The organism is Streptomyces sp. NPDC001985 (assembly GCF_040296845.1).
In the GTDB taxonomy this organism is placed as follows: Bacteria; Actinomycetota; Actinomycetes; order Streptomycetales; family Streptomycetaceae; genus Streptomyces.
In genome coordinates, this window is sequence record NZ_JBEOYB010000148.1 from 1 (window position 1) to 6,635 (window position 6,635).

Below are 6,635 nucleotides of genomic sequence, written 5' to 3' on the forward strand. Positions count from 1 at the left end.
GGGCAGTTGCTGTTCGCGGGGCGTGCGGACGAGCAGGTGAAGATCCGTGGCTACCGGGTGGAACCAGGCGAGATCGAAGCCGTACTCGCCGCGCATGCGTCCGTCGGCCAGGTCGCGGTGGTCGTCCGCGAGGACCGGCCGGGCGAGAAACGACTGGTGGCGTATGTCGTACCGGGCGCCGAGCACCCGGGCACCGGTGAGGAGCTGCGGGAGTACGCCGGTGGCCGACTGCCCGAGTACATGGTCCCGGCGTCCGTGGTGGTCCTGGACACCCTGCCGGTCACGGCCAACGGAAAGCTGGACCGTGCGGCGCTGCCGGAGCCGGCGGTGCGGGCGGCCGGCCGGGGCCCGGCCACGCCGGTGGAGGAGGTCCTGTGTGGACTGTTCGCCGAGGTGCTGGGTCTGGACCGGGTCGGGGCCGAGGTGTCGTTCTTCGACCTCGGCGGCGACTCCCTCCTCGCCATGCGCCTCATCGCCCGTCTCCGGGCCGTCCTCGACACCGAGGTGCGCATCAAGGATCTGTTTGTCACACCGACGGTCGCCGGGGTGGCCCGGCTGATTGACGGGGGTGAGGACGGGGTTCGGGTGCCGTTGGCTGCCCGGGACCGGCCTGAGGTGCTGCCCCTCTCGTTCGCCCAGCAGCGGATGTGGTTCCTGAACCGGCTGGAGGAGACCGACTCGGGTGCGGACGCTGCCTACAACCTTCCGCTCGCGCTGCGTCTGTCGGGTGAGCTGGATGTGGCGGCGCTCGAAGCGGCGCTGGGTGATGTGGCCGACCGGCACGAGAGCCTGCGGACCGTGTTTCCGGAGCGGGACGGCGCCCCGCGCCAGGAGATCCTGGAGGGCGCCGCCGGCCGGCCCCCGCTCACCGTCACCGAGACCACCGAGACCGAACTCCCGGACGTTCTCCGGGCCCACTCCGCAGCCGGATTCGATGTCAGTGCGGATCTGCCCTGGCGGGTCTGGCTGCTGGTGACGGGCCCTTCGGAGTGTGTGCTGTTGATCGTGGCGCATCACATCGCGGTGGACGGCTGGTCGATGGGTGCGCTGTCGCGTGATCTGGGGACGGCTTACGCGGCACGGCGGGAGGGCCGGGCGCCGGGGTGGGACGCGCTGCCGGTGCAGTACGCGGACTACGCGCTGTGGCAGCGCGAGGTCCTCGGCGACCTCGGCGACCCCGACAGCCTGGTGAGTGTCCAACTGGACTACTGGCGAGGGGCCCTGGCGGGGGCGCCCGAGGAACTGACTCTGCCGGTGGACCGTTCACGGCCTGCCGTCTCCACCTTCCAGGGGCGTTCGGTGCCGGTACGGGTCGGTGCCGAAGCCCACGCCGGTCTGGTGGAGGTCGCCGGGCGGAACCGGGCGACGATGTTCATGGTCGTCCATGCCGCGCTGGGTGTGCTGCTCTCGCGGATGGGCGCCGGGGCCGATATCCCGGTCGGGACCGCGATCGCCGGCCGTGGCGAGGCGACCCTCGACGGTCTGGCCGGTCTTTTCGTCAACACGCTCGTCCTTCGTGCGGACTTGAGTGGGGACCCGACCTTCAGTGAGCTGCTGGCGCGGGTCCGGGAGACCGATCTCGCTGCGTACGGTCATCAGGATGTGCCGTTCGAGCGGCTGGTGGATGTACTGAGCCCGGTGCGGTCGCTCTCCCGGAACCCGCTGTTCCAGGTGATGCTGGCCCTCCAGAACGTGCCGGAGGCCCGCTGGGAACTCCCCGGTCTTGACGTTGATCCGCTGCCTCCGGCCTCGGAGCTGGCGGCCCGGTTCGATCTGTCGGTGACCCTGGCCGAGGAGCGTGATGCCGAGGGTGCGCCGGCTGGTATCGGGGGCGGGATTCTCTACGCGGCCGATCTGTTCGACGAGGAGACGGTGCGAGGACTCGCCCGTCGGCTGGGTCGGGTGCTGGAGCAGGTGGCTGCCGATCCGGAGGCCAGGCTGAGCCGGATCGAGGTACTGGACGAGATCGAGCGGGCGCAGGTTGTCACCGAGTGGAATGACACCGGTCGGGTGGTGGCGGCGGACACGGTCCTCGGTCTGTTCGCTGCTCAGGCCGTTCGGATTCCCGATGTTGCCGCGGTGCGGTGTGGGTCGGTGGTGTTGTCGTACGGGGAGTTGGAGGCGCGTGCGAATCGTCTGGCCCGGTATCTGACCGGTTTGGGTGTGGGTCGGGAGTGTGTGGTGGGTCTGTGCCTGCCGCGTGGGGTGGAGATGGTGGTGGCGCTGCTGGCGGTGTGGAAGGCGGGTGGCGCGTATGTGCCACTTGATCCGGAGCATCCGGCGGAGCGTCTGGCGTACATGGTCGCGGACAGTGGTGCCGGGGTGGTGCTGTCGGGGGCTGAGCTGGAGCTGCCGGGTGAGGGTGTGCGGGTGGTGCTCTGGGACGAGATCGCCGCTCTCGTAGCGGAGCAGCCGTCCACGCCCCTGGAGACGGTGGTCGTTCCCGAGCAGTTGGCGTATGTGATCTATACGTCGGGTTCGACGGGCCGTCCGAAGGGTGTGGCGGTCGCCCACGGCGGGGTGGCGAACCTCGCGCAGGTGATGCGTCCCGTGCTCGGTGTCGACGAGGGTGTCGTCGCCCTTCAGTTCGCGTCGTTCAGCTTCGATGCGGCTGTGCTGGATGTGGTGGTGACGCTGGGTGCGGGTGGGACGCTCGCCATCGCTACGAGTGAGGAGCGGAGGGAGCCGGAGGCGCTGGCGGAGATGATCCGTGCCGCCGGAGTGGAAGTCGCCAGTGTGGTGCCGTCGCTGCTGGGTGTGCTGGATCCGGGTGCGGTGTCGGGTGTGCGGAACTGGGTGCTGGGTGCTGAGCGGTTGAACGCTGATCTGGCGAGCCGCTGGCTGGCGGGGTCGCGGGTGTGGAATACGTACGGTCCGACGGAGGCGACCGTGATCACCACCGCTGTGCCGCTCGATCCGGCGATGGGGCCGGAGGATCAGCCTCCGGCCATCGGCGCCCCGATCGGCAACGCCCGCGTCTTCGTCCTGGACGATTTCCTCCAGCCCGTACCCGTGGGCGTCACCGGCGAGCTGTATGTGGCCGGTGACGGTCTGGCCCGGGGCTACGTCGACCGGCCCGACCTGACCGCTGAGCGGTTCGTGGCCAACCCCTACGGCGGTCGGATGTACCGCTCGGGCGACCTCGCCCGGTGGACCGTTGACGGGCAGCTCCTCTTCGCCGGCCGGGCGGATGAGCAGGTGAAGATCCGTGGTTTCCGTGTCGAGCCGGGCGAGATCGAAGCTGTGATCGCTTCGCACGAGACGGTCGGCCAGGTCGCGGTGGTCGTCCGCGAGGACCGGCCGGGGGACAGGCGCCTGGTCGCCTATGTCGTCGCGGCCGCGGAGGCCGTCGACACCGACGCGCTGAAGCGGCACGCCGGAGACCGGCTGCCCGAGTACATGGTCCCGGCCGCGATCGTCGTCCTGGACGCACTCCCGCTGACCGTCAACGGCAAGCTCGACCGCGCCGCCCTCCCCGTGCCCGAAGTGGCGGTGCCACAGGGACCGGGCCCGTCCACGCCGGCAGAGGAGACGCTCTGTGTGCTCTTCGCCGAGGTACTCGGCCTGGAGCAGGTCGGTGTCGGTGACTCCTTCTTCGAGCTGGGCGGCGACTCGATCATGTCGATGCTGCTGGTGTCGAGTGCTCGCCGCGCGGGTCTCGTCATCACCGCCCGCCAGGTCTTCGAGCGCCAGACCCCCGGCGACCTGGCCGCCGTCGCCGTCCCGACCGGCGGTGGCCCCGCCGCTGCGGGAGACACCCCCGTGGGCGATGTTCCGCTGACCCCGGTCATGCGTGAGCTGCTGGACCGTGTCGGCACCTCGCGGGTGAGCCAGGCCGTCCAGTCGGCGCTGCTGGTTGCTCCGGCCGGGCTGGACCTCGTGGTTCTCACCCGTGCCGTACAGGCGCTGATCGACCACCACGACGCACTGCGGGCCCGGCTCACGGCCGAGGACGGACCGGAGCGGCGGCTCGTCGTGCCCGAGCCGGGCACCGTACCCGCCGATTCATGGCTCCAGCGGGTGGATGCGGCAGACCCGGCGGACGAGAGGCAGCCGAGCCGCCGGCTGACCGAGCTGATCGGTGAGCAGACCCGGGCGGCCGTGGCACGGCTCGATCCATCCGCCGGTGTCATGGGGCAGGTGGTGTGGTTCGACACCGGCCCGGATTCCCGGGGGCGGCTGCTGATCGTCATCAACCACCTGGTTGTGGACGGAGTGTCCTGGCGGCTGCTGGTCCCCGATCTCGCCGAGGCGTACACGGCGCTGGCCGAGGGGCGCGATCCCGTACTCCAGAGCGCACCGACATCGTTCCGCCACTGGGCGCGCCGGCTGGCGGCACAGGCCACCACCGAGGAAAGGCTCGCGGAGCTGCCTCGATGGGTGGAGTTCCTCCAGGGGCCGGGCGCGTCGCTCACCACCGGGCCGGTGGACCCGGACCGGGATCTGGAGGCGACGATGCGCCGGCTGTCCGTGGAGGTCCCGATCGACACGACATCGCACCTGCTCACCAGCGTCCCGGCGGCGTTCCACACCGGAATCGACGATGTGCTGCTCACCGGTCTGACGGCCGCGGTGGCGGAGTGGCGGCGCCGGCGGGGGCACACGGCGGCCGGGCTGCTGGTGGATCTGGAGGGGCACGGCCGGGTTCCGCTGGCCGAGGGCGACGATCTGTCGCGGACGGTGGGCTGGTTCACCGGCAGCAACCCGGTACGGCTCCGCCTCGGCACCACCGACTTCGCCGGGCTGCGAGCGGGTGCCCCGGTCGCGGGCCGCACGGTCAAGGACATCAAGGAGCAGCTGCGTTCGGTCCCGGGCGACGGTCTCGGATACGGCATGCTCCGCCATCTCAACCCCGACACCGCGCCCGAACTGGCGGCACTGCCCCCGGCGCAGATCGGCTTCAACTACCTCGGCAGATTCTCTGCCGCCACCGAAGTCGCCCAAGGGGCGCGGAAGGACTGGTCACCGGCCGATGCGAGCGAATCCGACGGCGGTATGCGCGGCGAGTATCCGGTCCTGCACGCACTGGAGGCCCTGGGGGTTGTCCACGATCTGCCCGAAGGGCCCCGGCTCACTCTCACCCTGGCCTGGCCTGCGGCCCTGCTCGACGAGCCGTCCGTCCAGGCACTGGCGGACGGGTGGGCGGCCATGCTGACCGGCCTCGCCACCCACACCTCGGGCTCCGGCGGCGGTGGCCACACTCCGTCCGACTTCTCATTGATCACGCTCGACCAGAACCAGATCGACGAACTTGAGACTGCACTTGCGAACGAGGGGGGCGCACGATGACTCAGATGCGGATCGAGGACGTTTGGCCGGTTTCTCCGCTTCAGGAGGGGCTGCTGTTCCACGCGCTCTTCGATGAGCAGGGCACTGACGTCTATGTCGAGCAGATGGTTCTGGGCATCGAAGGGCCGCTGGACGCGGCTGTGCTGCGTGCGTCGTGGCAGGCGCTGCTGGACCGGCACGCCAGTCTCCGGGCCGGGTTCCGGCAGCTCCCCGGAGTGGATCAGCCGGTGCAGGTGATCGCCCGCCAGGTGGAGCTGCCGTGGCGTGAGGAGGATCTGTCGGGGCTGCCCGAGGCCGACGCGCTGGCCGGGGTGGAACGGCTGGGCGTCGAGGAGCGGGCGCGCCGGTTCGATCTGGCAGTGCCACCGCTTCTGCGGATTCTGCTGGTCAAGGTGGGCACTGAGCGCTATCGCGCGGTCGTGACCCTGCATCACATCGTGCTGGACGGCTGGTCGCTGCCGGTTCTGATGCGGGAGCTGTGGACGGCGTACGAGGCCGGGGGCGGTACGGGCGGCCTGCCGCCGGTGACTCCGTACCGGTCCTACCTGGAGTGGCTGGGCCGCCAGGACAAGGAAGCGGCCCGCGAGGCATGGCGGCAGGCGCTGGAGGGCGCGGAGGAGCCGACCCTCATCGCCCCGGTCGACCGGAACGCCGCCCCGGTCCACGGCGAGCTGGTCACGGCGCGGGCCGGCGCCGAGCTGAACGACAGTCTCCAGGAGTTGGTGCGTGTTCATGGGGTGACCATGAATACGGTGGTGCAGGCGGCGTGGGGTCTGCTGGTGGGGAAGCTGACGGGTCGCCGGGATGTGGTCTTCGGCGCGAGTGTGGCGGGCCGGCCGGCTGATCTGCCGGGTATGGAGAGCATGCTGGGGCTGTTCATCAACACCGTGCCGGTGCGGGTCCGGCTGGACCCGGCGCAGACGGTGGGCGGACTGCTGGCGGAGCTTCAGGCGGAGCAGTCCGCGCTCATGGACTACCAGCATCTGAGCCTCACGGACGTGCAGCGGCTGGCGGGCCCCGGCGCCCACTTCGACACCATCATGGCCTTCGAGAACTTCCCCTCGGGCCTGAGCGGTGACTCCCCGGCGGACGACGACGCGCTCCCCGGCCCGCCCGGACTGCGGGTCACCGGCGCCGGATTCCAGGAATCGATCAACTATCCGCTGGGTCTGGTGGCGGGCTCGATCGGTGGTCTGGGTCTGCGGTTGAACTATCGCCCGGATGTGTTCGGCGTCGAGGAGGCGCGGCGGATTCTTGACCGGTTGTTGCGGTTGCTGGAGCAGATGGCGGCTGATCCGGGTGGTCGGCTGAGTCGTCTCGCGGTGCTGGACGAGGTCGAGTTCGAG

Annotated in this window: 3 protein-coding genes; 2 read left to right on the forward strand and 1 reads right to left on the reverse strand. The window is 70.5% G+C overall.

The annotated features are described in order from the left end of the window. On the reverse strand, positions 1 to 186 hold a 186-nt coding region (locus tag ABT122_RS32885), incomplete at its 3' end, for a hypothetical protein (protein WP_351559748.1). Here ABT122_RS32885 and ABT122_RS32890 point away from each other — a divergent pair. Together ABT122_RS32890 and ABT122_RS32895 are read left to right on the forward strand one after the other, a co-directional pair. Beyond that, entirely contained in the window at positions 118 to 5,289 is a 5,172-nt protein-coding gene (locus ABT122_RS32890) for a non-ribosomal peptide synthetase (RefSeq protein ID WP_351559746.1), read from the forward strand. The genes ABT122_RS32885 and ABT122_RS32890 overlap by 69 nt on opposite strands. Before the next feature lie 5 nt (positions 5,290 to 5,294). Beyond that, positions 5,295 to 6,635 (forward strand): condensation domain-containing protein (locus ABT122_RS32895; RefSeq protein WP_351559744.1); only part of this gene is annotated, 1,341 nt, incomplete at its 3' end.